Origin of the sequence: Mycobacterium sp. KBS0706 (assembly GCF_005938675.2) — a bacterium.
Lineage (GTDB): Bacteria > Pseudomonadota > Alphaproteobacteria > DSM-16000 > Inquilinaceae > Inquilinus.
Genome location: NZ_VCCH02000263.1, coordinates 1 through 1,614, shown reverse-complemented (window position 1 = coordinate 1,614; position 1,614 = coordinate 1). Strand labels below are relative to the sequence as shown.

Sequence of the window (1,614 nt, the reverse complement as noted above, 5' to 3'; positions counted from 1 at the left end):
CGTTCGATGGTGGCCTGGTCGAGCTCCACCAGCGGCAGGTCCGACGGCGTCAGCCCCACGCTGCCCACCTCTCCGGCATAGGCCATCAGCCGCTCCAGCAGCCGGAACCAACCCTCCGCCAGAGCCCGGACCTCCTCCTCCCCATACAGCCCTGCCGCCCACGACCAGTGCGCCACAAGCTCCGGTCCTTCCGACCGGTCCCAGGTCACCGCATCCACCGACAGCCCATGCGGCAGCGGCATCTCAGGGTCGCCACCGCCCAGCTCCCCCCACTCCGGCGCCAGGCTCCAATCCGCAGCCTCCGGCACCGCGAACCGGCCCAGATAGTTGAAGCCGATCTGCGGCGCCGCAAATCCAGACAGTTCCTCCCCGCTCTTCCCATCCAGGTACCGCAGCACGCCGTAGCCCAGACCCCCGTCCGGCAGACGCCGCAGCTGCTCCTTGATCCGCTTCAGCGCCACTCCCAGCGACGCTCCCCCCGACAGCGCATCCTGCAGGTCGATCCCGCCCGCATCCAGACGCACCGGGTACTGGCTCGTGAACCACCCCACCGTCCGCGACAGGTCCAATCCCGACGCTTCCGTCTCTCGCCCGTGCCCCTCCAGATCCACCAGCACCGACGTCCCCGATCCCCGTCCCAGCCCTCGGCGCCAGTCCAGCACCGCCAGGCAGAACCCCGTCAGCAGCACGTCGTTGATCCCGCCCTGCACCAGACCCGCGGAACGCGTCAGCACCGCCTCCGTCAACCCCGACGGCAGCGACAGACGCAGATGCCCTGCCGTCCGCACCCGGTCCCGCTCAGGATCCAGCGGCCGACGCGACAACAGCGCGTCGCCCCCCGCCAGCTTCGACCGCCACAGCTCCAGCTCTCCGGCTCGCTTCCCTTCGCTCCCCTCACGCGCCAGATGCCGCGCCCAGCCCCGGAACGATGTCCCCACCGCCTCCAGCGACACCCGCTCTCCCCGGTGCGCCGAACCCCACGCCGCCGCAAGGTCCGGCAACAGGATCCGCCACGACACCCCGTCCACCGCCAGATGGTGGATCACCAGCAGCAGCCGCCCGGCCTCTCCCGCACCCGCGTCGAACCACACCGCCTGCACCAGCCGGCCGCTCCACGGATCGAGCCGCAGCGCCGCCGCCTCATGCTCCGCCGCCAGCTTCGACCCGACCGCCGCCGCACCTCCCGCCTCGACCCGCCGCACGCAGTCCGACGCCCGCGCCGTTCCGGCCGGCGGGATCGTCAGCGACCACCCCGCTGCTCCCGACACTAGCCGCAGCCGCAACGCGTCGTGATGCTCCAGCACCGCCTGCAGCGACGCCGTCAGCGTCGCCTCGGTCAGCTCCGCCGGCACCCGCAGCAGCATCGACTGGCTGTAACGACCGATCGGACCGCCCCTCTCCCGCAGCCAGCCCATGATCGGCGTCGCCGGCGCATCTCCGATCCCGGCTTCCGACGCCGGCTGCTCCGCCGCCGCCGAACCCGCCGCCGCTGCCGCCATCGCCGCCAGCTCCGACACCGTCCCGTGCCGGAACAGGTCCCGCGGCGTGATCGCCAGCCCGGCCCGCCGCGCCCGGCTCACCACCTGGATCGACAGGATGCTGTCGCCCCCCAGC

The 1,614-nt window shown here is 72.6% G+C and carries 1 protein-coding gene; it reads right to left on the bottom strand.

From position 1 onward, the window contains the following. Nucleotides 1-1,614, bottom strand: a 1,614-nt coding sequence (locus FFK22_RS41690) for a condensation domain-containing protein (protein WP_306770270.1), incomplete at both ends; no start/stop codon positions are given.